This window comes from Pseudomonas sp. BAY1663 (genome assembly GCF_000582595.1).
In the GTDB taxonomy this organism is placed as follows: domain Bacteria; phylum Pseudomonadota; class Gammaproteobacteria; order Pseudomonadales; family Pseudomonadaceae; genus Stutzerimonas; species Stutzerimonas stutzeri_AF.
The window spans coordinates 1-26,202 of the sequence record NZ_AZSV01000066.1 but is presented as its reverse complement, the minus strand read 5'-3'; the positions used below and the strand labels follow the sequence as shown (position 1 = coordinate 26,202).

26 protein-coding genes, 1 other RNA gene and 4 pseudogenes are annotated in these 26,202 nt (G+C 66.8%); 15 read left to right on the top strand and 16 right to left on the bottom strand.

Translation table 11 applies throughout. The annotated features are described in order from the left end of the window. The 6 genes and pseudogenes from BAY1663_RS16775 to BAY1663_RS16750 all read right to left on the bottom strand — a co-directional run. The coding region (locus BAY1663_RS16775; RefSeq protein WP_037042929.1) for an iron ABC transporter permease at positions 1 to 780 on the bottom strand (780 nt) is incomplete at its 3' end. A 109-nt stretch (positions 781 to 889) separates the two neighbouring features. Then, a complete protein-coding gene (locus BAY1663_RS16770) occupies positions 890 to 1,891 on the bottom strand; it encodes an extracellular solute-binding protein (protein WP_037042924.1) in 1,002 nt (333 codons plus the stop codon). 112 nt (positions 1,892 to 2,003) lie between these two features. Then, positions 2,004 to 3,224 carry a 2-octaprenyl-3-methyl-6-methoxy-1,4-benzoquinol hydroxylase gene (locus tag BAY1663_RS16765; RefSeq protein ID WP_037042932.1) on the bottom strand — a complete coding sequence of 407 codons (1,221 nt, stop codon included), beginning with the start codon at positions 3,222 to 3,224 and terminating at the stop codon, positions 2,004 to 2,006. A 67-nt stretch (positions 3,225 to 3,291) separates the two neighbouring features. Continuing rightward, positions 3,292 to 4,468, bottom strand: a pseudogene (gene ubiH, locus BAY1663_RS16760) (2-octaprenyl-6-methoxyphenyl hydroxylase). A 1-nt stretch (position 4,469) separates the two neighbouring features. Beyond that, complete coding sequence (gene pepP, locus BAY1663_RS16755) at positions 4,470 to 5,804, bottom strand: Xaa-Pro aminopeptidase (protein ID WP_037042921.1); 1,335 nt, start codon at positions 5,802 to 5,804, stop codon at positions 4,470 to 4,472. Between the two features lie 16 nt (positions 5,805 to 5,820). After that, positions 5,821 to 6,375 carry a YecA family protein gene (locus tag BAY1663_RS16750; RefSeq protein WP_037042918.1) on the bottom strand — a complete coding sequence of 185 codons (555 nt, stop codon included), beginning with the start codon at positions 6,373 to 6,375 and terminating at the stop codon, positions 5,821 to 5,823. A gap of 130 nt (positions 6,376 to 6,505) precedes the next feature. Here BAY1663_RS16750 and BAY1663_RS16745 point away from each other — a divergent pair, with 130 nt between their 5' ends. The 4 genes from BAY1663_RS16745 (at position 6,506) to BAY1663_RS16735 (ending at position 7,897) form a co-directional block, all read left to right on the top strand. Next, positions 6,506 to 6,715, top strand: coding sequence for a TIGR02449 family protein (locus BAY1663_RS16745; RefSeq protein ID WP_037042916.1), 210 nt, complete (start codon positions 6,506 to 6,508; stop codon positions 6,713 to 6,715). Continuing rightward, complete coding sequence (locus BAY1663_RS16740; RefSeq protein WP_003303305.1) at positions 6,712 to 7,026, top strand: cell division protein ZapA; 315 nt, start codon at positions 6,712 to 6,714, stop codon at positions 7,024 to 7,026. Before BAY1663_RS16745 ends, BAY1663_RS16740 begins: the two co-directional genes overlap by 4 nt. 80 nt (positions 7,027 to 7,106) lie before the next feature. Then, a non-coding RNA gene (gene ssrS, locus BAY1663_RS24045) (6S RNA) lies at positions 7,107 to 7,285 on the top strand. Between the two features lie 6 nt (positions 7,286 to 7,291). After that, a complete protein-coding gene (locus BAY1663_RS16735; protein WP_037042913.1) occupies positions 7,292 to 7,897 on the top strand; it encodes a 5-formyltetrahydrofolate cyclo-ligase in 606 nt (201 codons plus the stop codon). 26 nt (positions 7,898 to 7,923) lie between these two features. Here the strand turns inward: BAY1663_RS16735 and BAY1663_RS24505 are convergent, their stop codons facing one another. Continuing rightward, the gene (locus tag BAY1663_RS24505; RefSeq protein ID WP_164838466.1) at positions 7,924 to 8,076 is read right to left on the bottom strand and encodes a hypothetical protein; all 153 of its coding nucleotides are present in this window, start codon (positions 8,074 to 8,076) and stop codon (positions 7,924 to 7,926) included. Positions 8,077 to 8,271: 195 nt separating this feature from the next. Here BAY1663_RS24505 and BAY1663_RS16730 point away from each other — a divergent pair, with 195 nt between their 5' ends. Continuing rightward, complete coding sequence (locus BAY1663_RS16730; protein ID WP_037042904.1) at positions 8,272 to 8,721, top strand: EVE domain-containing protein; 450 nt, start codon at positions 8,272 to 8,274, stop codon at positions 8,719 to 8,721. 15 nt (positions 8,722 to 8,736) lie between these two features. On the opposite strand, the gene BAY1663_RS16725 is transcribed toward BAY1663_RS16730, so the two are convergent. Further along, positions 8,737 to 9,138, bottom strand: coding sequence for a flagellar basal body-associated protein FliL (locus BAY1663_RS16725; RefSeq protein ID WP_037042903.1), 402 nt, complete (start codon positions 9,136 to 9,138; stop codon positions 8,737 to 8,739). 200 nt (positions 9,139 to 9,338) lie between these two features. Here BAY1663_RS16725 and BAY1663_RS16720 point away from each other — a divergent pair. Next, positions 9,339 to 10,318: pseudogene (locus BAY1663_RS16720) on the top strand (NADPH:quinone oxidoreductase family protein). Positions 10,319 to 10,375: 57 nt separating this feature from the next. Here the strand turns inward: BAY1663_RS16720 and secB are convergent. From secB to BAY1663_RS16705, 3 genes are read right to left on the bottom strand one after another with little or no spacing between them, the layout of a single operon-like run. Beyond that, positions 10,376 to 10,867: a protein-export chaperone SecB gene (gene secB / locus BAY1663_RS16715; protein ID WP_037042901.1), complete on the bottom strand. Its 492-nt coding sequence runs from the start codon at positions 10,865 to 10,867 to the stop codon at positions 10,376 to 10,378. Positions 10,868 to 10,924: 57 nt separating this feature from the next. Then, positions 10,925 to 11,179, bottom strand: coding sequence for a glutaredoxin 3 (gene grxC / locus BAY1663_RS16710; RefSeq protein WP_037042899.1), 255 nt, complete (start codon positions 11,177 to 11,179; stop codon positions 10,925 to 10,927). Between the two features lie 2 nt (positions 11,180 to 11,181). Next, positions 11,182 to 11,595 (bottom strand): rhodanese-like domain-containing protein, encoded by a 414-nt coding sequence (locus BAY1663_RS16705; protein ID WP_014818641.1) that lies wholly within the window; start codon positions 11,593 to 11,595, stop codon positions 11,182 to 11,184. A 137-nt stretch (positions 11,596 to 11,732) separates the two neighbouring features. On the opposite strand from BAY1663_RS16705, the pseudogene gpmI reads away from it, so the two are divergent. The 4 genes and pseudogenes from gpmI (at position 11,733) to BAY1663_RS16685 (ending at position 16,868) form a co-directional block, all read left to right on the top strand. After that, a pseudogene (gene gpmI, locus BAY1663_RS16700) lies at positions 11,733 to 13,282 on the top strand (2,3-bisphosphoglycerate-independent phosphoglycerate mutase). Between the two features lie 145 nt (positions 13,283 to 13,427). Further along, positions 13,428 to 14,669 carry a murein hydrolase activator EnvC gene (locus BAY1663_RS16695; protein ID WP_037042890.1) on the top strand — a complete coding sequence of 414 codons (1,242 nt, stop codon included), beginning with the start codon at positions 13,428 to 13,430 and terminating at the stop codon, positions 14,667 to 14,669. 71 nt (positions 14,670 to 14,740) lie between these two features. Beyond that, positions 14,741 to 16,074, top strand: a pseudogene (locus tag BAY1663_RS16690) (S41 family peptidase). Then, positions 16,071 to 16,868, top strand: coding sequence for a divergent polysaccharide deacetylase family protein (locus BAY1663_RS16685; protein ID WP_037042888.1), 798 nt, complete (start codon positions 16,071 to 16,073; stop codon positions 16,866 to 16,868). Before BAY1663_RS16690 ends, BAY1663_RS16685 begins: the two are co-directional and overlap by 4 nt. A gap of 278 nt (positions 16,869 to 17,146) precedes the next feature. Here the strand turns inward: BAY1663_RS16685 and BAY1663_RS16680 are convergent, their stop codons facing one another. The 5 genes from BAY1663_RS16680 to hisB all read right to left on the bottom strand — a co-directional run bounded on the left by BAY1663_RS16680 (position 17,147) and on the right by hisB (position 21,033). Beyond that, on the bottom strand, positions 17,147 to 17,896 hold the full coding sequence (locus BAY1663_RS16680) for an ABC transporter substrate-binding protein (protein WP_037042886.1): 750 nt from the start codon (positions 17,894 to 17,896) through the stop codon (positions 17,147 to 17,149). A gap of 197 nt (positions 17,897 to 18,093) precedes the next feature. Further along, positions 18,094 to 18,864, bottom strand: coding sequence for an imidazole glycerol phosphate synthase subunit HisF (hisF, locus tag BAY1663_RS16675; RefSeq protein WP_037042883.1), 771 nt, complete (start codon positions 18,862 to 18,864; stop codon positions 18,094 to 18,096). Positions 18,865 to 18,959: 95 nt separating this feature from the next. Next, entirely contained in the window at positions 18,960 to 19,703 is a 744-nt protein-coding gene (hisA, locus tag BAY1663_RS16670) for a 1-(5-phosphoribosyl)-5-[(5-phosphoribosylamino)methylideneamino]imidazole-4-carboxamide isomerase (RefSeq protein WP_037042881.1), read from the bottom strand. 98 nt (positions 19,704 to 19,801) lie between these two features. Further along, the gene (gene hisH, locus BAY1663_RS16665; protein WP_037042878.1) at positions 19,802 to 20,440 is read right to left on the bottom strand and encodes an imidazole glycerol phosphate synthase subunit HisH; all 639 of its coding nucleotides are present in this window, start codon (positions 20,438 to 20,440) and stop codon (positions 19,802 to 19,804) included. Continuing rightward, positions 20,440 to 21,033, bottom strand: coding sequence for an imidazoleglycerol-phosphate dehydratase HisB (gene hisB / locus BAY1663_RS16660; protein WP_037042875.1), 594 nt, complete (start codon positions 21,031 to 21,033; stop codon positions 20,440 to 20,442). Before hisB ends, hisH begins: the two co-directional genes overlap by 1 nt. A 129-nt stretch (positions 21,034 to 21,162) precedes the next feature. Between hisB and BAY1663_RS16655 the strand changes: the two genes are divergently transcribed. The 5 genes from BAY1663_RS16655 to BAY1663_RS16635 form a co-directional block, all read left to right on the top strand. Then, positions 21,163 to 22,470: a nitrate regulatory protein gene (locus BAY1663_RS16655; RefSeq protein ID WP_037042930.1), complete on the top strand. Its 1,308-nt coding sequence runs from the start codon at positions 21,163 to 21,165 to the stop codon at positions 22,468 to 22,470. 356 nt (positions 22,471 to 22,826) lie between these two features. Continuing rightward, a complete protein-coding gene (locus BAY1663_RS16650; protein WP_037042873.1) occupies positions 22,827 to 24,158 on the top strand; it encodes a CmpA/NrtA family ABC transporter substrate-binding protein in 1,332 nt (443 codons plus the stop codon). A 26-nt stretch (positions 24,159 to 24,184) separates the two neighbouring features. Further along, complete coding sequence (ntrB, locus tag BAY1663_RS16645) at positions 24,185 to 25,054, top strand: nitrate ABC transporter permease (RefSeq protein WP_037042871.1); 870 nt, start codon at positions 24,185 to 24,187, stop codon at positions 25,052 to 25,054. An 11-nt stretch (positions 25,055 to 25,065) separates the two neighbouring features. Then, positions 25,066 to 25,848, top strand: a complete 783-nt coding sequence (locus BAY1663_RS16640) for an ABC transporter ATP-binding protein (RefSeq protein ID WP_037042869.1) — start codon at positions 25,066 to 25,068, stop codon at positions 25,846 to 25,848. Between the two features lie 86 nt (positions 25,849 to 25,934). Further along, a partial coding sequence (locus BAY1663_RS16635) for an acetyl-CoA sensor PanZ family protein (RefSeq protein ID WP_037042867.1) occupies positions 25,935 to 26,202 on the top strand: 268 nt, incomplete at its 3' end.

Below are 26,202 nucleotides of genomic sequence, written 5' to 3'. Positions count from 1 at the left end.
CGCGCCGCGGGCACGGCGCTCGCCGTAGAGCACCAGCATCACCGCCAGCAGCAGCAGGCTGGCCAGCTGGGTGGCGCTGGTCAGACTGAAGAAGCCGTACCAGGTCTTGTAGATGGCGGTGGTGAAAGTGTCGTAGTTGAATACCGAAACCGCGCCGAAGTCCGCCAGCGTCTCCATCAGCGCCAGCGCCAGGCCGGCACCGATGGCCGGCCGCGCCATCGGCAGCGCAACCCGCCAGAAGGCCTGCCAGGGCGACTGGCCGAGCACCCGCGCGGCTTCCATCAGGCCCTTGCCCTGGGCGAGGAACGCCGAACGCGCGAGCAGGTAGACGTAGGGATAGAACACCAGCACCAGCACCGCGATGACGCCGCCGGTGGAGCGCACCCGCGGAAAGCGGATGCCGCTGCCGAACCACTCGCGCGCCAGGCTCTGCACCGGGCCGGAAAAATCCAGCAGGCCGATGAAGACGAACGCCAGCACGTAGGCGGGAATCGCGAAGGGCAGCATCAGCGCCCAATCCAGCCAGCTGCGCCCGGGGAACTCGCACAGTGCGGTCAGCCAGGCGAGGCTGACGCCGAGCACCACCACGCCGATGCCGACACCCAGCACCAGGGTCAGGGTATTGCCGAGCAGCCGCGGCATCTGGGTATCCCACAGGTGCGCCCAGATCTCGGTATCGATGACGCTCCAGCTGACCAGCAGAACGCTCAGCGGCAACAGCACCAGAGCCGCGACAGCGAAGGAGATGGGGTACCAGCGGCGCTCGATGGGATGGGACACTCAAGCCTCGACAGCATAAAAGACGACGCCCCGGACGAGGCCGGGGCGTCGAGTATAACCGCAGCGGCGAACGTGGCGGCTGGCGCCTCACGTCACCGCTGGAGCGACATCAGTTCCAGCCGACCCGATCCATCAGCTTGATGGCTTCGGCCTGGCGCTTGCCGGCCACTTCCACCGGAATGGTGTCGGCCTTGAAGTCGCCCCAGGCCGCCACTTCGGCGGAAGGCTTGACGCTCGGGTTGGCCGGGAACTCCATGTTGATGTCGGCGAAGATGTTCTGCGCCTCGGCGCTGCTCATCCACTCCACCAGCTTGCGCGCCGCCTCGGGATGCGGGGCGTGCTTGGTCAGGCCGATGCCGGACAGGTTGACGTGCACGCCGCGATCGTTCTGGTTCGGCCAGAACAGCTTGGCCTTGAGCTGCGGGTTCTGTTCATGCAGGCGGCCGAAGTAGTAGGTATTGACGATGCCGACGTCGCACTGGCCGGCATCGATGGCCTGGACCAGGGCGGTATCGTCGGCGAACACGTCGGTGGCGAGGTTGTTCACCCAGCCCTTGAGGATCTGCTCGGTCTTCTCGACACCGTGGGTTTCGATCAGGGTGGCGGTCAGCGACTGGTTGTAGACCTTCTTGCTGGTGCGCAGGCACAGGCGGCCTTCCCAGTTCTTGTCGGCCAGCGCTTCGTAGGTGCTCAGTTCGCCGTCCTTGACCCGCTCCGGCGAGTAGACGATGGTCCGTGCGCGCAGCGACAGGCCGGTCCAGGCGTCGCTGGAGGAGCGGTATTGCGACGGGATGTTGTCCTTCACTACTTGCGAGTCGAGCGGCTGCAGGATACCCATCTGCTCGGCCTGCCAGAGGTTGCCGCCGTCGACGGTCAGCAGCAGGTCGGCCGGCGTGTTCTCGCCTTCGGCCTTGATGCGGGCCATCAGCGGGGCTTCCTTGTCGGTGATGAACTTCACCGCGACACCGGTTTTCTGGGTGTAGGCGTCGAAGACGGGCTTGATCAGCTCGTCGATTCGCGAGGAGTAGACCACCACTTCATCGGCAGCCTGGACAGCGCTCGACAGCGCAGTGAGCGCCAGAGCGGCGAGTAAACCTTTGCTTGCCTGCATGGAACAGCCTCTTTTTTATGAATTCGAATAGAGGCCAAATAATAGTGAATGTTATTTCGCTTCTCAATGCGACAATGTGTGCACGTAATGCCTGGTAACCATCGATTCGCCATCAGGCCCGCGCCAACTCCGGTAGATCGCCGCTCAGGCCCAGCGCCTGGCGCACGAACAGGGCTTTCGCCTCGGGCAGCGACTCCACGGCCTTCAGCCCGGCGTTCCGCAGCCAGCGCAGCGGCAGCGGATCGGCCTGGAACAGCCGCTCGAAGCCTTCCATCGCCGCCATCATCGCCAGGTTGTGCGGCATGCGGCGACGCTCGAAACGGCTCAGCACGCGCAGGTCGGCCGGCGATTCGCCACGCACCAGCGCCCCTTCGAGCACTTCGGCGAGCACCGCCGCATCCAGCAGGCCGAGGTTGACGCCCTGCCCCGCCAGGGGGTGGATGGTGTGTGCGGCATCGCCGATCAGCGCCAGGCCGGGCTGCACGTAGCGCTTGGCATGGCGCTGGCGCAGCGGAATGCACAACCGCGGGTCGACCTCGAGCACCGTGCCCAGGCGCTGTTCGAAGGTGCGGCCGAGTGCGGCGCGGAACGTCTCGTCGTCCAGCGCCATCAACCGATGCGCTTCATCCTCGGTGACCGACCAGACGATCGAACACCAGTGGCGGTCGCCATCACGCTCCAGCGGCAGGAACGCCAGCGGGCCGTCATCGGTGAAACGCTGCCAGGCCGTGCGCTGGTGCGGCTCGGCGCAGCGCACGCTGGTGACGATGGCCTGGTGCAGGTAATCCCACTCGCGCGTCTCGCAGCCGGCCAGGCGCCGTACCGCGGAATTGGCGCCGTCGGCGGCGACCAGCAGCGGCGTGCGCAATTGCTGGCCGTCGGCCAGGCTCAGCAGCCAGCCTTCGTCGCCGCGTTGCAGCCGCTCGAGCCGCGCGCCGGCGATCAGTTCGACCGAGCCACGCGCTTGCAACGCCTCCAGCAGCGCATCCTGCACCACCCGGTTCTCGACGATATGGCCGAGCACCTCGGCATGCACCGCCTCGGCCGAGAAATGAATCTGCCCGGTACCCGAGCCGTCCCAGACGTGCATGTCGGTGTAGGGGCTGGCCCGCCGCGCGGCGATCCCCGGCCAGGCGCCGACGCGCTGGAGAATCCGCTGGCTGGCGGCGGACAGTGCGCTGACCCGCGGCTCGAAGGCGGCCTGGGCGTCGAACGGAAGCACCTCGAGCGGGCCGGCATCGATCACCACGATCTTCAGCCCGCAGCCTTCCAGCACCAGGGCCAGGGTGCTGCCGACCATTCCGGCACCGACGATGATCAGATCCGCTTGCATCATATGTCTCCCGGCTGCCGCGGCTGCGGCTTGAGTCGAAGTTAGAGGGCCAGAGCGGTTGCGCCGGTCAGCCGGCGCGCGTGCCCAAGCCCATCGCCTGACGGGCGAACCAGCGCTTGGCCGGCGGCGCCAGGTCGAGGCCGATCAGGCCCAGGTTGCGCCCGGCGGCGGTCAACGGCCCGGAGTCGCCGAACAGCCGGGTGAGCTGATCGGAAAAACCGACGGTCAGCCGCTGGTCGAGACGCTGGCGGCGGGCATAGTCCTGCAGCGTCGCCAGGTCGCCGAGCCCGGCAGTGCTGCGCAGCAGCGCGGCACTCAGCGCGTCGACGTCGCGCAGCGACAGGTTGTAGCCCTGGCCGGCGATCGGATGCAGGCTGTGCGCGGCGTTGCCGAGCACCACCAGGCCTGAACGCACCTGCTCCTCGGCCTCGACCAGCGCCAGCGGATAGAGGTGCCGCGCCCCGACCTGCTGCAGGGTGCCGAGCCGATAGCCGAAGGCGTCCTGCAGCTCGGCGAGAAACTGCGCCTCGTGCAACTGCGCCAGCCGTGCGGCATCGGTCGGGGCACGGCTCCAGACCAGCGCGCAGCGGTCGTCCTGCAGCGGCAGCAGCGCCATCGGCCCGTCCGCGGTGAAGCGTTCGAAGGCCCGCCCGCCGTGCGGCTTGCCCGGCGTGACGTTGGCAATCAGCGCCGTCTGCCCATAAGGCCGGCGCAGGATCTGGATACCGAGCTGCTCGCGCAGCCCCGAGCGGCCACCGTCGGCCAGTACGGCCAGGGCGCAGTCCAGCTGCTGCCCGTCGGTGAAGGTCAGGCGATAGCCGTCGGCAGCGGGCACGAGCCGATCGACCTCGGCCGGGCAATGGCGCACCACCACCGCGTCATCCAGCGCCTGCCACAGGCAATGGCCGATCCAGGCGTTTTCCACCACGTAGCCCAGTGCCTCGACCCCTTCGCTGCCGGCATCCAGCCGCGCGACGCCGAAACGCCCGCGTTCGGACACATGGATGCGCAGGATCGGCTCGGCGCGCTCGGCGATCCGCGCCCACAGGCCGAGGCGCTGGTAGATCAGCCGGGTACCGTAGGACAGCGCGGTGGAGCGCGCGTCGTAGCTCGGCTGGTATTCGTGGCCGGGCTCGAACGGCTCGATCAGATGGATGCGCCAACCGCGCTCACGCGCGCCTGCTGCAGGCTACCGCCAGGCTGGCGCCGACCAGGCCGCCGCCGATGATTGCCAGGCCGTCCAAGTCAGGCCACCTGCTCGCCGGCGGCGCCCATCAGCGCCTCGATCTCGGCGACGCGCTTGGGCACACCGTTGGTGAGAATCTCGCAACCGCTTCTGGTCACCACCACGTCGTCTTCGATGCGCACGCCGATGCCGCGCCATTTCTTCGCCACGTTCGGGTTGTCCGCCGCGATGTAGATGCCCGGCTCGACGGTCATCGCCATGCCCGGTTCGAGCACGCGCCATTCGCCGCCGACCTTGTAGTCGCCGACGTCGTGCACGTCCATGCCCAGCCAGTGACCAGCGCGGTGCATGTAGAAGGGCTTGTAGGCCTCGGCGGCGATCAGTTCGTCGACGCTGCCCTGCAGCAGGCCCAGCTCCACCAGCCCGGCGGTGATCACCCGCACGGTGGCCTCGTGGGCTTCGTTCCAGTGCCTGCCGGGGGCGATGTGCTTGAAGGCCTCCTCGTTGGCCGCCAGCACCAGTTCGTAGATGGCCTTCTGCTCGGGCGAGAAGCGGCCGCTGACCGGGAAGGTGCGGGTGATGTCACTGGCGTAGCAGTCGATCTCGCAGCCGGCGTCGATCAGCACCAGATCGCCGTCCTTGAGCGGCGCGTCGTTCTCGCGGTAGTGCAGGATGCAGGCGTTGCGGCCGGCGGCGACGATCGAGCCGTAGGCCGGCATCTTCGCCCCGCCCTTGCGGAATTCGTAGTCCAGCTCGGCCTCGAGGTGGTACTCGCACAGCCCGGCGCGGCTGGCCTGCATGGCGCGGATGTGCGCACGTGCGGAGATCTCCGCGGCATGCCTCATCACCTTCACTTCATTGGCCGACTTGTACAGGCGCATGTCGTGCAGCAGGTGATCGAGGGCGACGAACTCGCTGGGCGGCTGCGCGCCCTGGCGCGCCTTGGAGCGGATCAGCTTGATCCACTCCATCAGCCGGTGATCGAAGCCCTCGTTGGTGCCGATGGCGTAGTAGACGCGCGCGCGTCCCTCGATCAGGCCGGGGAGGATGTCGTCGATATCGCCGATGGGGAAGGCGTCGTCGGCCCCGTAGTCCCTGATCGCGCCGTCCTGGCCGGCGCGCAGCCCGTCCCACAGCTCGCGCTCCGGATCGCGCTCACGGCAGAACAGCACGTATTCGCCATGCTCGCGACCGGGAATCAGGGCGATCACCGCCTCCGGCTCGGGGAAGCCGGAGAGGTACTGGAAATCGCTGTCCTGGCGGTAGACGTGCTCGACATCGCGGTTGCGGATGTACATCGGCGCGGCGGGCAGGATGGCGATGCTGTTGGGCTCCATCTGCGCCATCAGCGCCTTGCGCCGACGGGCGTATTCCGATTTCGGGATGCGAGTCATGGGCGGGACGACTTCCTCAGTGCAGGGAGGGCTTGGCGACCGGCGCAACCGGCTTGGCACATTCGGTGAACAGCAGCAGCGGTGCGACGCGCAGGTATTCCATCACTTCCATATAGTCGTTCTCGCCGTCCTCGGATTCCTCCAGCGAATCCTGGATCTGCGCGATGGCGGACAGGTCCTGCAGCACCTCCACGGCCTCGGTGCTGAGCGCGCGGTCGCCGGCGGTGAGACCGAAACCGGCGAGGAAGCCCTGGCACCACTGGCCCAGCGCGATGGCACGCTCGCTCAACGGGGTGTCGTCGCTGGGCAGCAGCAGGACGATGGCGATATCGTCGCCGGCGAGCTCGCCCTTGACCATCTCCTGCAGGCCGATCAGCGCCTGGCGGATGCTGTCCTGGGGCGCTTCGCCGAGCAGGTCGGCGGCATCGGTCAGCCAGGGCTCGACATCGAACCCGGCACCGGCGCAACTGCGCCCGAGCAACAGACCATGCAGCTCGGCGGGAGAGACGGCTTGGGGGGCGCCGGCCAGAAGTGTGGCGAAGGCAGCATAGGGGGAATTCTGAATCGACATGGCAGCTAGGCGCACGCGGGCGCAATGACTAGAATGAAGGCTTCGTATCCTAGCACCGGCGGCGGCGGCAAGACCATCGAAGTCCCCCGGGCATCGCCTCCGTCTTCACCTATGCCGCAACAGGAATCCCATGGAAGACGCCGATCTGAAAGTGCTGACCGCCAAGCTGGAACAGCTGATTCAGCGCATCGAGCAACTCAAGGCACAGAATCGCCTGCTGCTGGCCAACGAGCAGGCATGGCGCGAGGAACGCGCTCATCTGATCGAAAAGAACGAAATGGCCCGGTTGAAGGTCGAAGCGATGATTTCGCGCCTGAAAGCCCTGGAGCAGGACTCATGACCCAACCGAACACCGTCACCGTGCACATCATGGACAAGGAATACTGCATCGCCTGTCCGCCCGAGGAACGCAGCAACCTGGAAGGCGCCGCGCGCTACCTGGACCGCAAGATGCGCGAGATCCGCAGCAGCGGCAAGGTCATCGGCGCCGACCGCGTGGCGGTGATGGCCGCGCTGAACATCACCCATGAACTGCTGCACAAGCATGATCGCCTGGACGCCGAAGCCAACAGCGCGCGCGAGCACGTGCGCATGCTGCTGGAGCGCGTCGACAGCGCCCTGGCCACCGATCCGAACCCGTCCGGCAACTGATGCTCGGCTGGAAGCGGCCCGGCAACGCGACTCCCGACGAAACGAGAACAGCCACGGGCGTATTGCGATATAATCCGCGCAACTCCCTGGCATGTGCGCCAGTCGGCGATGACCCTCTCCCGATAAGCAACACCATGGAGGCTACATGTGGGACCGGTGTGCATGTCCGCCTGACGGAAAGCCTGAAGGTTCTCTGTAGTCGCCACCTTGAACTCTCGGGTTCAAGGGCCTACGCTGGCAGCGGCATGCTGGGGAGCCACTTCCAATGATTCTGGCCGAAGGCCTCTCGCGTCCGGCGCTACGTCGCACCCTGCGACAGGTACGCCGCCGGCTCAGTCCCGCCCAGCAACGTCTCGCCGCCCGGCGACTCTACCGGCAACTGGCCCAGCACCCGCTGTTCCGTCGCGCCCGGCACATCGCGTTCTACCTGCCCAACGATGGCGAGATCGATCCCCGTCCGCTGCTGCGTGCAGCCCAGCGGCGTGGCAAGGCCACCTACCTGCCGGTACTCAATCCCTGGCCACGCACGCGCATGGTGTTCCAGCGCATCGCCGCCAGCGAGCGGCTGCGGCCGAACCGCTTCCGCATCCCCGAGCCGCATTTCTGCGCTGCCCGGCAATGCCCGCCATGGGCGCTGGATCTGCTGCTGATGCCCCTGGTGGGTTTTGATGAAAGCGGCGGGCGGCTGGGAATGGGCGGCGGTTTCTATGACCGCAGCCTGGCGTATCGTTCGAGGCGCAAAAAAAGTCACAAACCGACACTTTTGGGCCTGGCGCATGAATGCCAGAAAGTCGACCGGTTGTCCTTGGAAAGCTGGGATGTGCCCTTGCAGGCTACCGTTACGGACCGCGGCTGGTACGCCGGGAGATGAATCGGCCGCGTCCCTGCGGCATGCGATCAGTGTTGCTGGGTTTGCTGCACCTGAATCACCGGAGCCGTGCCGGCCGTCTCGCCGTGGCGCTCCCAGAGGCTCTGCGTGTAGCCCGTGGTAACTACGCCCAGGCCGAAGATGAAGATCAAAACCCAAAGAATATCTGGCTTGCGTTTCATATGCTCGCCTCCCCCTAACAGGCGAATCTTTCCGTCGAGTCGGTGTGATTTATCGTTCTAGAGACTCGATAGGCCACCTTACAGCCGCGGCATTTTCCGTTAAGCCTCGGCACTGCGCAAACAGGTATTGCAGCCGATTGTCGGAGTTTTTGCCATCATGGTCTGATCGAACCGACGAGGCAGGAGGCAAAGTCCATGCCGTATTGGCTAATGAAGTCCGAACCGGACGAATTTTCCATCCAGGACCTGAAGAAGCAGGGCAGCGGGCGCTGGGATGGCGTACGCAATTACCAGGCGCGCAACTTCCTGCGCGAGATGCACGAGGGCGACCTGTTCTTCTTCTACCATTCGAGCTGTGCCGAACCCGGTATCGCCGGCATCGGCCGCATCACCCGTGCCGCCTACCCCGACCCCAGCGCACTGCAGCCGGAAAGCCCCTATCACGACCCCAAAGCCAGCGCCGAAAAGAATCCCTGGAGCGCCGTCGACGTCGGCTTCGTCGAAGCCTTCGCCACGCCGCTCCAGCTGGCCCGCCTGAAGGCCGCGCCGGCATTGCAGCAACTTGCCCTGGTGCAGAAGGGCAGCCGCCTGTCGGTCATGCCGGTGAGCGAGGGCGAATGGGCGGCGATCCTGGCGCTGCGCTGAGCCCGTGCAGGCGGATTACTGGATGATCAGGTTGTTGAACAGCAGATCATCCACCAGCGGCTTGCCCTCCTCCTGCTCCAGCACCTCGCGCACCTGCTTCAAAGCCTCCTGGCGCAACTGCTCCTTGGCCTCGACACTGCCCAGGGTCTCGTCGGTCTGCTGCGAGAAGAGCATGACCAGCTGGTTGCGGATCAGCGGCTCATGGTGTTTGACCCGCTCCTCCGCCTCCTTGCTGGCGACCCGCAAGGCGACATCGGCCTTGTAGTACTTGAGCCGCTCGCCGGAACCGTAGTTGCCGACCATCGCCGGGGTCAGAGCGTAATAGAGCGTCTGGTTGGCGGCCTCGCCGGCCGAGTCCTGCGCAAAGGCCGGGCCCGCCAGGAGGAAACAGACAAACAGGGAGATGATGCGCTTCACGGGACTGCTCCAAGGAAAATCCGCCGTCAGCATAACCAGTGCCGGCGCCCCGCCCAAGCCCGCCGCTTATACGCCACCATTACAGCCGGCGATGCTGATTGCCTCGCGGCCCCGCCCCTCTAGACTTGACGAGCCAAGAACAGTCGAGCCCTCTCTCGCCGGGTCGCCCGTGCTCCCGGCCAGTCGAATAAGGAAAAGCGATGAAAGCCGTCCTGTGCAAAGCCTTCGGCCCGGCCGAAAACCTGGTCCTCGAAGAGATCGCCTCGCCGTCGATCAAGCCGAACGAGATCCTCCTCGAGGTGCATGCCGCCGGGGTCAACTTTCCCGATACCCTGATGATCGAGGCAGGTACCAGTTCAAACCGCCGTTCCCATTCTCGCCCGGCGGCGAAGCCGCCGGGGTGGTCGCCGCGCTCGGTGAAAAGGTCAGCCACCTCAAGGTTGGCGATCGGGTCATGGCGCTGACCGGCTGGGGCAGCTTCGCCGAACAGGTGGCGGTGGCCGGCAGCAACGCGCTGCCGATTCCGCCGAGCATGGATTTCGCCACCGCCGCGGCCTTCAGCATGACCTACGGCACCTCGATGCACGCGCTCAAGCAGCGCGCCAATCTGCAGCCCGGGGAAACCCTGCTGGTGCTGGGCGCCTCCGGTGGTGTCGGCCTGGCGGCCGTGGAGATCGGCAAGGCCATGGGCGCGCGGGTGATCGCCGCCGCCTCGACTGCCGAGAAGCTGGAGGTGGCGAAGAATGCCGGCGCCGACGAACTGATCAACTACAGCGAAAGCAGCCTGCGCGAGCGCCTGAAGGAACTCACCGGTGGCCAGGGCGTCGACGTGATCTACGACCCGGTGGGCGGTGCGCTGTTCGAAGAGGCGTTTCGCAGCATCGCCTGGAACGGTCGCATGCTGGTGGTCGGCTTTGCCGCCGGCGGCGATATCCCGGCGCTGCCGGCCAACCTGCCGCTGCTCAAGGGTGCAGCGCTGATCGGCGTGTTCTGGGGCGCCTTCGCCCAGCGCCAGCCGCAGGACAATGCCGCGAACTTCCGCCAGCTGTTCGCCTGGCATGCCGAGGGCAAGCTCAAACCGCTGGTGTCGCAACGCTTCACGCTGGCAGAAGCCGGCCAGGCCATCGCCACGCTGGGCCAGCGCAAGGCGGTCGGCAAGCTGGTGGTGCAGGTGCGCTGAAACGCGCCGGTGGGGAATGCAGGAAGCGCCTGGCGCCTCCTGCACGATCCGAGCGGATCAGTGAGCGGTAGCGGGCGCTTCGCCGGCGTTCTGCATGCGCGCCATTTCCTGGGCGTAGAGGGCATCGAAGTTCACCGGCGCCAGCATCAGGGCCGGGAACGAGCCGCGCGTAACCAGGTTGTCCAACGCTTCGCGGGCATACGGGAAGAGGATGTTCGGGCAGAACGCACCAAGCGTGTGGCTCATCGCAGCCGCTTCCAGGCCCTTGATCAGGAAAATGCCGGCCTGCTGCACTTCGGCGATGAAGGCCACTTCCTCGCCGGTCTTGACGGTCACCGACAGGGTCAGCACCACCTCATGGAAGTCGCCTTCCAGCGCCTTCTGCTTGGTGTTCAGGTCCAGCGCGACACTCGGATTCCATTCCTGGCGGAAGATTTCCGGGCTCTTCGGCGCCTCGAACGACAGGTCGCGGACATAGATGCGCTGCAGGGAGAACTGCGCGCCCTGTTCGGTTTGCGCCGCGGCGCCGTTGTTTGCTTGTTCGCTCATGGGTAAGAACCTTCTGGTTGTGCGTGTCGTGTTCGAGTTGTTGCGCAAGCGGTAGCGTCAGGCCTGCAGCAATGCGTCCAGGCGCCCGGCGCGCTCCAGCGCATGCAGATCGTCGCAACCACCGACGTGCTGCTCGCCGATCCAGATCTGCGGCACCGAGGTGCGCCCGGCCTTGCTGGCCATTTCGGCACGCAGGGCGGGCTTGCCATCCACGGGGATTTCCTCATAGGCGACCTGCTTGCGTTCGAGCAGCGCCTTGGCACGAATGCAGAACGGACACCAGGCGGTGGTATAGATGACGACCTTGGGCATGATTACTTGACCACTGGCAGATTGTCGCCGCGCCAGCTGGAAATCCCTCCCGACAGCTTGGCGGCAGTGAAGCCCGCCTTCTGCAATTCACGGCAGGCCGTTCCGGCATGCTGACCCATGGCGTCGACCACGATGATGGTCTTGGCCTTGTGCTTTTCCAGCTCGCCTGTGCGGCTGACCAGCTTCTCGTAGGGAATGTTCAACGCATCGACGATGTGCCCCGCATCGAACTCCTTCTTGACGCGCACGTCCAACACCACGCCTTCGCCACTGTTGACCAGCGCCGTCAGCTCGCGATTGCTCAGGCTCTTGCCGCCCTTGCGCGTCTCGGTGATGAACAGGAGGATCAGCAGCACCACGAACAGGCTGCTGAGTACATAGTGGTTAGAGACAAATTCAATCAGGTTAGCGAGCATCAACGGGTACCCGGGCGATAAAATGCGGGCCAGTATACACAGCCCCTCCTACCGGCTGAACCCTGACGAATCGTGACCTCGGCCCGGCCAGCCAGTAGACTGGCCGCCCTTTCCCCGCCCCCAAGGAGCCCGAAAGCATGCCTGCCGCGCCTACTGCCGTGCCCAAACCCCTGGTACTGATGATCCTCGACGGCTTCGGGCACAGCGAGAATCCCGAATACAACGCCATCCATGCCGCCAGCACGCCGGTCTACGACCGCCTGCGCGCCACCCAGCCACACGGCTGATCTCCGGCAGCGGCATGGATGTCGGCCTGCCGGACGGGCAGATGGGCAACTCCGAGGTGGGCCACATGAACCTCGGCGCCGGCCGCGTGGTGTACCAGGACTTCACCCGGGTGACCAAGGCGATCCGCGACGGCGAATTCTTCGCCAACCCGACCATCTGCGCCGCGGTGGACAAGGCCGTCGGCGCCGGCAAGGCGGTGCACATCCTCGGCCTGCTCTCCGACGGTGGCGTGCACAGCCACCAGGACCACCTGGTCGCCATGGCCGAGCTGGCGGCCCAGCGCGGCGCCGAGAAGATCTACCTGCACGCCTTCCTCGACGGCCGCGATACCCCGCCGAAGAGCGCGCAAAGCTCCATCGAACTGCTCCAGGCCACCTTCACCCGCCTGGGCACGGGCCGTATCGCCAGCCTGATCGGCCGCTACTTCGCCATGGACCGCGACAACCGCTGGGACCGCGTGCAGCAGGCCTACGAGCTGATCGTCGACGGCAAGGCCGACTACCGCGCCGACTACGCCGTGGACGGCCTGATCGCCGCCTACGAGCGCGGCGAGAGCGACGAATTCGTCAAGGCCACCACCATCGGCGAGCCGGTGCGCGTGGAAGATGGCGACGCCGTGGTGTTCATGAACTTCCGCGCCGACCGCGCGCGCGAACTGACCCGTTGCTTCGTCGAGCCCGGCTTCAGCGAATTCCCGCGCGCCCGCGTGCCGCAGCTGGCCTGCTTCGTCATGCTCACCCAGTACGCCGCGAGCATCCCGGCGCCGGCCGCCTTCGCCCCGGAGGCGCTGACCAACGTGCTTGGCGAATACCTGGCCAACAACGGCAAGACCCAGCTGCGCATCGCCGAGACCGAGAAGTACGCCCACGTCACCTTCTTCTTCTCCGGCGGCCGCGAGGAACCGTTCGCAGGCGAGGAGCGCATCCTGATCCCCTCGCCGCAGGTCGCCACCTACGACCTCAAGCCGGAGATGAGCGCGCCGGAAGTCACCGACCGCATCGTCGACGCCATCGAGCATCAGCGCTACGACGTGATCATCGTCAACTACGCCAACGGCGACATGGTCGGCCATACCGGCGTGTTCGAGGCGGCAGTGAAGGCGGTGGAATGCCTGGACAGTTGCGTCGGGCGCATCGTCGCGGCGCTGGACAAGGTCGGCGGCGAGGCGCTGCTCACCGCCGACCACGGCAACGTCGAGCAGATGGAAGACGCCATCACCGGCCAGGCGCATACCGCGCATACCTGCGAACCGGTGCCCTTCATCTATATCGGCAAGCGCAGCGTCCACGTCCGCGAAGGCGGCGTGCTGGCCGACGTGGCACCGACCATGCTGACGCTGCTGGGCATGCCGGTGCCGGCGGAAATGACCGGCCGCTCGATTCTCGAACTGAAAGGCTGAAGGCTGAATATCAGTAGGGCGGGTGAAACCCGCCAATTCGGTGTTGCTGTCACACACGGGGCGGCGGGTTGTAACCCGCCCTACAGCTTCCTGCTCGCTTTTTAGGCATACTACGCCGGTCATAACGCTCGGTTGACGCCCTCCCATGTCCCGTACCCTCCTCGCCCTTGCACTCCTCTGCCTGCTCGGCCCGGCCGTGGCGGACGAGCGCGCTGCTACGCGCCAGCAGATCGAAGCTGCCCGCCAGGACATCGCCGAACTGCAGAAACTGCTGAAGAAGATCGAGCAGGAAAAGTCCAGCGTGCAGAAGCAGCTGCAGACCACCGAAAGCGAGATGGGCCAGCTGGAAAGACAGGTCGACGATCTGCAGCAGGAAATCGATCGCAGCGAGGCCGAGCTGGAGCGTCTCAACGAGGAAAAGACCACCCTCGAAGGCGCCCGTCTCGAACAGCAGCGACTGATCGGCCTGCAAGCCCGCGCCGCCTACCAGAGCGGCCGCCAGGAATACCTCAAGCTGCTGCTCAACCAGCAGAATCCGGAAAAGTTCAGCCGCACCCTCACCTACTACGACTACCTGAACAAGGCGCGCTTCGAGCAGGTCGACAGTTTCAATCGGACGCTCAGCCAACTGGACAGCGTCGAGCGCGACATCGCAACGCAGCAGCACAAGCTGGCCGAGCAGAAGGACGGCCTGCTCGAACGTCGTCGCCAGCTCGCCGAGGTTCGCAAGGAGCGCCAGCAGGCGCTGGCCAAGCTCGACAGCGACCATTCCAGCCGCGAGCAGAAGCTGCAGGCCCGCCGCCAGGAACAGGCGCAGTTCGAACGCGTACTCAAGACCATCGAGGAAACCCTCGCCCGCCAGGCGCGCGAGGCCGAGCAGGAGCGCCAGCGCGCGCTGCTCGCCGAGCGTGAACGGCAGAACGCCTCGTCAGGAGGGGCGTCCGGCCCCATGGTTTCCAGCGCCGGCGGCAGTTTCGGCGGTCCCTTCGCCCAGGCCAAGGGCAAACTGCCCTGGCCGGTCGACGGGCGCTTGGTCGCCCGCTACGGCACTCCGCGCGGCGGCGACGCTCGAACCAAGTGGGATGGCGTGCTGATCGGCGCCAGCGCCGGCACCCAGGTGCGCGCCGTGCATGGCGGCCGGGTAGTATTCGCCGACTGGCTGCGGGGCGCCGGGCTGCTGGTGATTCTCGACCACGGCAACGGCTACCTGAGCCTGTACGGCCACAACCAGAGCCTGTTGCGCGACGCCGGCGACATCGTCGAGGCCGGCGACCCGATCGCCACGGTAGGCACCAGCGGCGGCCAGGAAACCGCCGCACTGTATTTCGCCATTCGTCAGCAGGGCCGCCCCAGCGACCCCGCACAGTGGTGCCGCGCGCAAGGCTGATGCCCACACCCCGGCTCCGCCGGGCTGCCCGCAAGCACGCCAAGCCCGCCCTCTCACAACTGGAGTTCGACATGTTGCAGCTGCGCCGTTTCGCCCACCCGTCCACGCTCGCCCTGGCCATCCTGCTGGGCATGCAGGGCACCGCCTGGGCCCAGCAATCCCCGACGGAACTGGCACCGGCCGAACTGGGCGCACCTGCCAGCAAGGCCCCCCTGCCGCTCGAAGAGCTGCGTACCTTCGCCGAGGTGCTGGACCGCATCAAGCCGCCTACGTCGAGCCGGTGGATGACAAGACCCTGCTGGAAAACGCCATCAAGGGCATGCTCAGCAATCTCGACCCGCATTCGGCCTACCTCGAACCGGACGCCTTCGCCGAGCTGCAGGAAAGCACCAGCGGCGAGTTCGGCGGGCTGGGTATCGAGGTCGGCATCGAGGACGGCTTCATCAAGGTGGTGTCGCCGATCGACGACACCCCCGCGTCCAAGGCCGGCATCGAGGCCGGCGACCTCATCGTCAAGATCGACGGTCAGCCGACCAAGGGCATGTCGATGATGGATGCCGTCGCCAAGATGCGCGGCAAGCCCGGCAGCAGCATCAGCCTGACCCTGGTGCGCGAAGGCGGCCAGCCGTTCGACGTCAAGTTGACCCGTGCGGTCATCAAGGTGCGCAGCGTCAAGAGCCAGCTGCTCGAGCCCGGCTATGGCTACCTGCGCGTCACCCAGTTCCAGGTCAACTCCGGCGAGGAAGTCGGCAAGGCCCTGGCCAAGCTGAAGAAGGACAACGGCGGCAAGAAGCTCAACGGCCTGGTGCTCGATCTGCGCAACAATCCCGGCGGCGTATTGCAGGCGGCGGTGGAGATTTCCGACCACTTCCTCACCAAGGGCCTGATCGTCTACACCAAGGGCCGCATCGCCAATTCCGAGCTGCGCTTCAGCGCCGATGCGGCCGATGCCAGCGAAGGGGTACCGCTGGTGGTACTGATCAACGGCGGCAGCGCCTCGGCCTCGGAAATCGTCGCCGGCGCCCTGCAGGACCACAAGCGCGGCGTGGTGATGGGCACCGACAGCTTCGGCAAGGGCTCGGTACAGACCGTGCTGCCACTGAACAACGATCGCGCGCTGAAACTCACCACCGCGCTCTACTACACCCCCAACGGTCGCTCGATCCAGGCCCAGGGCATCGAACCGGACATCCAGGTGGAGCGCGCCAGGCTGACCCGCGAACAGGCCGGCGAGGGCCTTCGCGAAGCCGATCTGGCCGGCCACCTGGGCAACGGCAACGGCGGCCCGGATCGCCCCACCAGCACCCAGATCGCCAGCGACTCACCGCGCCCGCAGGACGACGACTACCAACTCGGCCAGGCGCTCAATCTGCTCAAGGGGCTGAACCTCACCCGCGGGCAATGAGCGTGCGCCGCTGGGTCGCGCCGCTGCTGCTGTGCGGCGCGCTGATCGGGCAGGCGCTGGCCAACGAAGCGCCGCCCGACACGGCGCAGCCGGCACGCATGCCGCGGCTGGCACTGGTCATCGACGACCTCGGGCAGAATCCGGCACGCGACCGCCGCGTGCTGGCGCTGCCGGGACCGGTGGCGCTGGCGATCCTGCCCGATACCCGCCACGCCGCCGCGCTCGCCGAACAGGCCCACCGCGCCGGCAAAACGGTGATGCTGCACATGCCCATGGCGCCGGCAGGCGGGCGCTTCGCCTGGCACCCGCAACTGGCCCACGACGAACTCGAACGCCGCCTGGACGCCGCGCTGGCGGCGGTGCCGCACGTCAGCGGGGTGAACAACCACATGGGCAGCGCGATGACCGAACAGCCGCAGGCCATGGCCTGGCTGATGGGCGAACTGCAGCGGCGCCACCTGTTCTTCCTCGACAGCCGCACCAGCCCGCGCACGGTCGCCGCCGCCAGCGCCCAGCGCGTCGCCCTGGCGAGCCTGTCGCGGGACGTCTTCCTGGATAACGACCCCAGCCCGGCGGCCGTGGCCGAACGCCTGCGCACGGCCATCGCCCTGGCGCGCAAGCAGGGCTCGGTGGTCGTCATCGGCCACCCCCACGACAGCACGCTGGCGCTGCTGGAACGCGAACTGCCGCGGCTGGCCGAGCAAGGCATCGAATGGATCGGCATCGACCAGATGATCGCCACCCGCGGCAACCGGGCGATGGCCGCCCATGGCAAGGGCGGCATGTACCGCTAGCGCCCGACGCGGCCCCTGCAGGAGCGGGCTTGCTCGCGAGCGGCCGCACTGCGCAGTTCCCGTGCGGGGACCGTAGGGTGGAAAACCGCGAAGCGTTTTCCACGCGCGGCGCAACGCCTGCTCGAGGTCGTCACCGCGCCATTGCATGGGACCAGGGTGGATAAGCTGCGCGTTATCCACCCTACAGTCTGTAGGAGCCCGGGGAACGCCGAGTCCTTGCCGGCGATCATCGGCGTCGAGACGAATCGCCGGCACGCCGGCCCCTACAGCCCGCGGCGCTACAGGTAGCGCGCGTTGATCGCCTCGACCGTGCCGTCGGCGCGCATCTGCTCCAGCGCCTGCTGCAGCTTGTGCACCGTCTCGTCGGCGACCTGCCGGTTCAGTGCCAGATAGAGCTCGGCGCTGTCGAAGCGCAGCACGCGCTTGAGCCCGGTCACGCCTTCCTGGCGCGCCAGGTAGCGCCCGGCGGGATCGCCGGTGGCCCAGAGATCGATCCTGCCGTCGATCAGCTTCTTCGCGTTCTCCTGGTCGCGCAGCGCCAGCACCGGCTGCAGCCCCTGGCCGGCCAGGTGTTCGGCGATGGCATCGCCCTTGTAGGCGCCGATACTGTACTGGCGGGCCTGTTCCAGGCTGGTCAGGCTGATAGGGCTGTCGCCGCGGGCCAGCAGCACCCAGTCGTCCGGGCCGATGGGGCCGACCCACTTGAACAGCGCCTCGCGCTCGGGCAGCCGGGCGGTGACGAAAACACCGTAGCCCGGATTCTCCAGCGCCATGCCGTAGATGCGTTCCCAGGGGAAGCGCAGCGTCAGGCTGTAGTCCACGCCGGCGCGCGCGAACATCTCGCGCACGATATCCGCCGCGATGCCGCCGATATTCTCGTCACGGGCGAAGTTCTTGCCGTCCAGCGCCATGTTGTAGGGCGGGAAGTTCTCCGTCAGCAGGTCGATCTTCGCCGGTGCCTGGGCATGCGCCAGGGCGCCGCCGAGCAGCAGCGCCGCCGCCAAGATGAAGGTCGGGATTCTGGACATGATTGATCCTCGTAAAGCCGCATCCGCTGGGTCCGGCGGATGTGTCCATGGGTAGCGATCGAATTCCTTCCGATCAGCATCGCGCCGCGCCGGCGCTCGAGAGCCGGGCGCTAGCGGATCGCGCAGGTGAGGATATGGAGTTTACTGCCGGTTATCGGCGTAGCAGGGTCGCCACGCCGCAGAACGTGAACCGGTTCTCAGCGCATCACGATACCGCGTGCGGCCAGGTAGGCCTTGGCCTCGGGCACGGTGTACTCGCCGAAGTGGAAGATGCTCGCCGCGAGCACCGCGTCGGCCTTGCCTTCGATGATGCCGTCGGCCAGGTGCTGCAGGTTGCCGACACCGCCGGAGGCGATCACCGGGATGCCCACCGACTCGCTGATGGCACGGGTGACGCCCAGGTCGTAGCCGCTCTTGACACCGTCCTGGTCCATGCTGGTGAGCAGGATCTCGCCAGCGCCGAGCGCCTCCATCTTCTGCGCCCAGGCCACCGCATCCAGCCCGGTGGGCTTGCGCCCGCCGTGGGTGAAGATTTCCCAGCGCGGCGTCTCGCCCGGCGCGGACACCTTCTTGGCGTCGATGGCGACGACGATGCACTGCGAGCCGAAGCGCTGCGCGGCCTCGCCGACGAATTCCGGGTTGAACACCGCGGCGGTGTTGATCGAGACCTTGTCGGCGCCGGCGTTGAGCAGGTTGCGGATATCCTGCACGGTCCTCACGCCCCCACCCACCGTCAGCGGGATGAACACCTGGCTGGCCATGCGTTCGACGGTATGCAACGTGGTGGCGCGGTCGTCGACGCTGGCGGTGATGTCGAGGAAGGTGATCTCGTCGGCACCCTGCTCGTCGTAGCGACGGGCGATCTCCACCGGGTCGCCGGCGTCGCGGATGTTTTCGAACTGGACGCCCTTGACCACGCGGCCGTTGTCCACGTCGAGGCAGGGAATGATGCGTTTGGCCAGGGCCATGGTCGATCTCTCTCGTAGGGTGGACAACCGCGCAGCGTTGTCCACCGGGTCACCGGACGCATGGTGGACAAGCGAAGCGTTGTCCACCCTACGGCTTATTCCTCTTTCAGCTTCAGGTCGCAGAGCGCCTGCGCCTCGGCCACGTCCAGCGTGCCTTCGTAGATCGCGCGGCCGGTGATGGCGCCGATGATGCCGGGATTATTGGTATCCAGCAGCTTCTGGATGTCGCCGATGTTGTGGATGCCGCCGGAGGCGATCACCGGGATGCGGCTGGCGTTGGCCAGAGCCACGGTGGCCTCGACGTTGCAGCCCTGCATCATGCCGTCCTTGGCGATGTCGGTGTAGACGATCGCCGAGACGCCGTCGGCCTCGAAGCGGCGTGCCAGGTCGGTCGCCTGCACGCTGCTGACCTCGGCCCAGCCGTCGGTGGCGACGAAGCCGTCCTTGGCGTCCAGGCCGACGATCACCTTGCCGGGGAAGGCGCGGCAGGCCTCGGCGACGAATTCCGGCTGCTTGACCGCCTTGGTGCCGATGATCACGTAGCTGACCCCGGCGCGCACGTAGTGGTCGATGGTCTCCAGCGAGCGGATACCGCCGCCGATCTGGATCGGCAGGTCCGGGTAACGCTTGGCAATGGCGGTGACCACTTCGCCGTTGACCGGCTGGCCTTCGAAGGCTCCGTTGAGGTCGACCAGATGCAGGCGGCGGCAGCCGGCCTGGACCCATTTGGCGGCCATCGCCACCGGGTCGTCGGAGAATACCGTGGCGTCGTCCATCAGGCCTTGGCGCAGACGCACGCAGGCGCCGTCCTTGAGATCGATAGCGGGGATGATCAGCATCTTGAGACTTCCTCTGGCCCGGCCCGCTGACGGCAGCAGGCACAGGCGAATTCAGCGTAGGGTGGAAAACCGCGCAGCGTTTTCCACCGTGGGATTTCTTACCAGCGCCCATCCCAGGCGGCGAAGTTCTGCAGCAACTGCAGGCCGTGGGTATGGCTCTTCTCCGGGTGGAACTGCACGGCGAAGCGCGAACCGTCGGCCAGCGCCGCGGCGAAGTCCTTGCCGTAGTGGCCGCGTCCGACGACGTGGCGCGGGTTGCCGGCCTCGACGTAGTAGCTGTGCACGAAGTAGAAACGGCCGTTGTCCGGGATGGCGTGCCAGAGCGGATGGTCCACCGCCTGCCTGACCTCGTTCCAGCCCATGTGCGGCACCTTGAGGTGCTCGCCGTCCTCAACCAGGTCCTTGCCGAAGAAACGCACCTGGCCGGGGAACAGGCCGATGCAGTCGACGCCGTCGTTCTCCTCGCTGCGCTCCAGCAGCGCCTGCATGCCGACGCAGATGCCGAGGAACGGCCGGTCGACGCTGACCTCGCGGACCAGCTCGTCGAAACCCAGCCGGCGGATCTCGGCCATGCAGTCGCGGATCGCGCCGACGCCGGGAAACACCACCCGGTCGGCCTCGCGGATGACCTGGGCATCGCTGGTCACCAGCACCCTGCCGGCGCCGACGTGCTCGAGGGCCTTGGCCACCGAGTGCAGGTTGCCCATGCCGTAGTCGATGACGGCGACGGTCTGCATCACAGGCACCCTTTGGTCGACGGCATCTGCCCGGCCATGCGCGGGTCGCGCTCGACCGCCATGCGCAGCGCGCGGCCGAAGGCCTTGAACACCGTCTCGATCTGGTGGTGGGTGTTGATGCCGCGCAGGTTGTCGATGTGCAGGGTCACCAGCGCGTGGTTGACGAAGCCCTGGAAGAATTCCTGGAACAGGTCGACGTCGAACTTGCCGACCACCGCGCGGGTGTAGGGCACGTTCATGGTCAGCCCGGGACGCCCGGAGAAGTCGATCACCACACGCGACAGCGCCTCGTCCAGCGGCACGTAGGAGTGGCCGTAGCGGACGATGCCCTTCTTGTCGCCCAGGGCCTTGGCGAAGGCCTGGCCGAGGGTGATGCCGACGTCCTCGACGGTGTGGTGGTCGTCGATGTGCAGGTCGCCGTTGCACTCGATATCCAGGTCGATCAGGCCGTGGCGGGCGATCTGGTCGAGCATGTGCTCGAGGAAGGGCACGCCGATGGCGAAGCGCGCCTTGCCGGTGCCATCCAGATTGATGGTGGCCTTGACCTGGGTTTCCAGGGTGTTGCGCTCTACGCAAGCCGTACGTTCGGACATCAACAGCTCCGCTTATCGTGGGGCGAAAAGGGGCTCATTATAGGCGCAAACGCCGCAGCGGGGATACGCGCCGGACGGCTGGACTGCATCTTGCAGGCGCCCTCGCATTTGCCAACCAAGGTGCAGCGCATGCCCGGACGAAAGATGCCCGCCACCCTGCGTTTCATGCTGGCGGCCCGGCGCAGCGAACTGCTGGGCCTGGAGGACCTGGCGCGCACCTGCGAGCTGGTCACCCGCATCAGCCAGCTGGTGCACGCGCTGCAGAAGGAACGCGGCTATTCGAACATCTACCTCGGCGGCAACGCCGCGCACCAGCGCCAGCAGCTCGACCGCCTGACGCTGGAGGCCCAGGCGTTGGAACGCGAGGTGCGCCAGGACCTCGAACGCATCGACCTGGAGGCCGTCGACTCGGCAGACAGGACCCGGCTGTTCACCCGCATCGCCTATGCCCTGCACAGCCTCGACGAACTGCCGGCACTGCGCCGGCGCATCCGCGAGCACGCCATCGGCATGCAGGACGCCACCGCCACCCTGGTACGCCTGATCGGCGGGCTGCTGGCCGTGGTGTTCGAGGCCGCCGATACCGCCGCCGACCCGGACATCACCCGCTGCCTGGTGGCGCTGTTCAATTTCATGCAGGGCAAGGAACTGGCCGGCCAGGAGCGCGCACTGGGCGTCGCCGGCTTCGCCAGCGGCTATTTCCGCGGCGACATGCTCGAGCGCCTGGAGCAACTGCTCGAAGGCCAGCAGCGCTGCTTCGCCACCTTCGAGCGCTTCGCCAGCCCGGCGGCGCAGGCGCTCTGGCAGGCGCTGCGCGGCAGCGACATCGATGCCCAGGCCTGCCGCCTGCGCGACGTCGCCCGGCGGACCCGGGAGGATGCCGGGGTCGACCCGCAGCTGGGTGAGCTCTGGTTCGAGCTGCACACCCGCCGCATCGACGCGATGAAGGAGGTCGAGGCGCGCCTCGAGCAGGACCTGCTGCAATGCTGCCGGCAAAGCATCGAGCGCATCCGCAGCGACCTGCACAGCCACCGCCGGCTGCTCGACGGCATCGCCGACATGCATGCCGCGGCCGAGCAGGCGAAGCTGTTCAGCGTACAGGCCAGCGATCTCGACGCACCGCCGCAGGACGGCATGACCGCCATGGTCACGCGCTCCATCCTCGAGCTGCTGCAGACCCAGACCCTGCGCCTGCAGGGCCTGCACGAGGAACTGCAGGAAGCGCGGCAGGCCCTGGAGGAGCGCCGGCTGGTGGAGCGCGCCAAGCAGCAGCTGATGCGCCAGCAGGGTTTCACCGAAAGCGAGGCCTACGCCTGGTTGCGCCAGGCGGCGATGAACCAGGGCCTGCGCCTGGAAGAGGTCGCCCAGCGCCTGCTGGCGCTCGACAGCGCGCAGCCCGGCAGCCCGGCGCCCCGCCGCCCCCGAAGCAAGCACTGAAAACAGGCACGCCAGCCGTTATTGCGCAGCGCCTGCCCCGCGGATGTGCATCGCACCTACCGCCGCCATCCTTGCGCGAGGCTTGCGAAGCATTCCGCGGCCTTGTCGTGACGTTGCGGCAAGTCCATCCGGGTGCGCGGGCAAGTCATTGATTCCTTGGGGCTCGCCCGCTCCGGGCTGCGGTCAGCGGCGAATCGCCCGAAGCGAACGGGGCATCCTGGCACAGCTTTCGCTAATGCCTGATCAGGACTGGTACTGCCGGTCTCCACAACTCCTCATCAGGACAACGGTGTCCACGCCTACCGGCTCAGCCGGTCGGCGTGACACCGTTTTTTTTCGCCTCAAGGAAACCGATCATGACCGACAAGCCGAGCAACGACGCGCACAACAGCCCACTGCTGGCCTCGCGCCGCAACTTCCTCAAGCACTCGATCCTCGCCGCCAGCGGCGTCGCCCTGTTCGGCGGCATGTCGCTGGGCATGCGTTCGGCGGCATGGGCCGCCGGCGCTGACGTGGAAACCACCAAGGCCAAGCTCGGCTTCATCGCCCTCACCGACGCCGCACCGCTGTTCGTCGCCGCCGAGAAGGGCTTCTTCGCCAAGTACGGGATGACCGAGGTCGAGGTGCTCAAGCAGTCGTCCTGGGGCACCACCCGCGACAACCTGGTGCTCGGCGCGGCGAAGAACGGCATCGACGGTGCGCACATCCTCACACCCATGCCCTACCTGATCAGCGCCGGCACCGTCACGCCGAACAACCAGCCGGTGGCCATGTCGATCCTCGCGCGGCTGAACCTGGCCGGGCAGTGCATCTCGGTGGGCGAGGAATATCGCGACCTGCAGATCGGCCTCGATAGCACGCCGTTCAAGGCCGCGCTGGAAGCGAAGAAAGCCAGCGGCAAGAAGGTCAGCGCGGCGATGACCTTCCCCGGCGGCACCCACGATCTGTGGATGCGCTACTGGCTGGCCGCCGGTGGCATCGACCCGAACGCCGACATCAACACCATCGTCGTGCCGCCGGCGCAGATGGTCGCCAACATGAAGGTCGGCAGCATGGACACCTTCTGCGTCTGCGAGCCGTGGAACGCCCAGCTGATCAACCAGAAGATCGGCTACACCGCCAACACCACCGGCGAGCTGTGGCACAACCATCCGGAGAAGGCCTTCGCCCTGCGCAGCGACTACGTGGCGGCCAACCCCAACGCGGCCAAGGCGCTGACCATGGCGATCATGGAAGCCCAGCAGTTCTGCGAGAAGGCCGAGAACAAGGAAGAAGTGGCGAAGATCTGCTCGCAGCGCAAATGGATCGGCGCGCCCTACAAGGACATCGTCGACCGCATGAAGGGCAACTTCGCCTACGGCACCGGCAAGGTGGTCGAGAACCATCCCGAGCAGATGCGCTACTGGGACGACCACGCCTCCTACCCGTTCCAGAGCCACGACCTCTGGTTCCTCACCGAGAACAAGCGCTGGGGCTACCTGCCGGCCGACTTCGACAGCCAGGCGCTGATCGCCAAGGTCAACCGCGAGGACATCTGGCGCGCCGCGGCCGGCGAGCTGAACCTGCCCGCCGAGCTGATCCCGACCTCCACCTCCCGCGGCGTGGAGAAGTTCTTCGACGGCAAGCTGTTCGATCCCGAGAACCCGCAAGCCTACCTGGACAGCCTGACCATCAAGGCCATGGCCTGATAGCCGCAACCCGCGAGGAAAAGCCCATGAATGCCAACGTCAAACTGCAGCCCGCCAGCACCGAGCCGGTGTCCATCGTCCGCCCATCCAGGGCCGCTGCACTGATGCAGCGTAGCGGCCGCTACGCGGTTCAGCAGCTGTTGCCGCCCCTGGTCATCCTGCTGCTGCTCGGGGTGATCTGGGAGATGCTCTGCTCCGGTGCCGATGCCGCGCTGCCACCGCCTTCGCAGGTGATCGCGGAAACCTGGGAGCTGATCGTCGATCCGTTCTACGACAACGGCGGCAATGACGTGGGCCTGGCCTGGCAACTGCTGGCCAGCCTCGAACGGGTGGCGGTCGGCTATCTGCTGGCGGTGGTCGCCGGGGTCGGCCTCGGCGTGCTGATCGGCCAGTCGGACTGGGCCATGCGCGGCCTCGATCCGATCTTCCAGGTGCTGCGCACGGTGCCGCCGCTGGCCTGGCTGCCGCTGTCGCTGGCGGGCTTCCAGGACAGCCACCCGTCGGCGCTGTTCGTCATCTTCATCACCGCGATCTGGCCGATCATCATCAATACCGCGGTGGGCATCCGCAACATCCCGCAGGACTACCGCAACGTCGCCCAGGTGCTGCAGCTCAATGGCCTCGAATACTTCAAGACCATCATGCTGCCGGCCGCCGCGCCCTACATCTTCACCGGCCTGCGCATCGGCGTCGGCCTGTCGTGGCTGGCGATCATCGCCGCGGAGATGCTCATCGGCGGGGTCGGCATCGGCTTCTTCATCTGGGATGCGTGGAACGCCTCGCGCATCAGCGACATCATCCTCGCGCTCGTCTACATCGGCGTGGTCGGCTTCGTCCTCGATCGCCTGGTGGCCTTCGTCGGCCAGCGCATCACCCGCGGCATTCCGGCCAACTGAGGAGCAACGCCATGAGCTATCTCTCCATCGAACACCTGGACAAGAGTTTCGTGCGCGGCAACCTCGCCTCGCAGGTGCTCAAGGACATCAACCTGAACATCGCCAAGGGCGAGTTCATCTCCATCATCGGCCACTCCGGCTGCGGCAAGTCGACGGTGCTGAACATCGTCGCCGGGCTGCTCGACCCCAGCCTCGGCGGGGTGATCCTCGACGGCAGGGAGGTCCGCGGCCCCGGTCCGGACCGCAGCATGGTGTTCCAGAATCACTCGCTGCTGCCCTGGCTGACCGTCTACGAGAACGTCGAGGTGGCGGTGAACAAGCTGTTCAAGCGCAGCATGAGCCGCGCCGAGCGCCGCGAGTGGATCGAGCACAACCTCGGCCTGGTGAACATGGGCCACGCGCTGAACAAGTACCCGCAGGAGATCTCCGGCGGCATGAAGCAGCGCGTCGGCATCGCCCGCGCGCTGGCGATGAAGCCCAAGGTGCTGCTGCTCGACGAGCCGTTCGGCGCGCTGGATGCGTTGACCCGCGCGCACTTGCAGGACGAGGTGATGAAGATCCAGAAGGAGCTGGGCAACACCATGATGATGATCACTCACGATGTCGACGAGGCCGTGCTGCTCTCCGATCGCATCGTGATGATGACCAATGGCCCCTCGGCGACCATCGGCGAAATTCTCGACGTGAAACTGCCGCGCCCGCGCGAGCGCATCGCCCTGGCCGACGATCCCGAATACAACCACTACCGCCGCGCGGTGCTGAGCTTCCTCCACGAGCGCCATCGCCTGCAGTGAACGGCTGGGCCCCGCCGTCGCCCCGTGCGGCGACGGATGTTCGCGGGTATCCTTGCGGCATTCCGCCCAGCCGCCGCAAGGTCACCATGCCCGTCTACGTCGAATCCATCACCCAGCCCAGTGCGCAGGATCACAGCGACCTGGCGAAGATCTACGCCGATGCCCCCGCCTGGCTGCTGGAACCCCATGCCAGTGCCGAGGCGCTGATCGAAGCGGCGCTGACCGATGGCAGCCTGATCGCCGGACGCTTCAACGACCGCCTGCTCGGCGCCGCCCTGCTGCGGCGCGGCGGCGGCACCTGGCATCTGTCGCACCTGTGCGTGCGCAAGCTCACCCGCCAGCGCGGCGTCGGCC